At 41.5% G+C, this 236-nt stretch carries 1 protein-coding gene; it reads left to right on the top strand.

The window, feature by feature from the left end; translation table 11 throughout:
* Nucleotides 1–236, top strand: a 236-nt coding sequence (locus tag R2R70_RS23100) for a hypothetical protein (protein WP_410979359.1), incomplete at both ends; no start/stop codon positions are given.

The following is a 236-nucleotide window of genomic DNA, read 5'->3' on the forward strand; positions in this document are numbered from 1 at the left end:
GATGCGTGCGCAGTTGAATGACATCAAAACTGAGCTTTCAACTAAGCCACTACCAGAAGTATTCTATTCACAACAAGAAATCCAAGCATTTTTAGATTGGATCTTAGACGATCACTTCATATTCTTAGGGTATCGTGAATACCGCTTAGAAGGCGGTCAGTCTATCGAAGTGACTTCTGAGCCGTCCGATTTAGATTTATTTGCGATTGGTAACAGTGGACTTGGTCTACTACGTG

This window comes from Cobetia sp. SIMBA_158, from assembly GCF_046566945.1.
GTDB classification, from domain to species: Bacteria; Pseudomonadota; Gammaproteobacteria; order Pseudomonadales; family Halomonadaceae; genus Cobetia; species Cobetia amphilecti.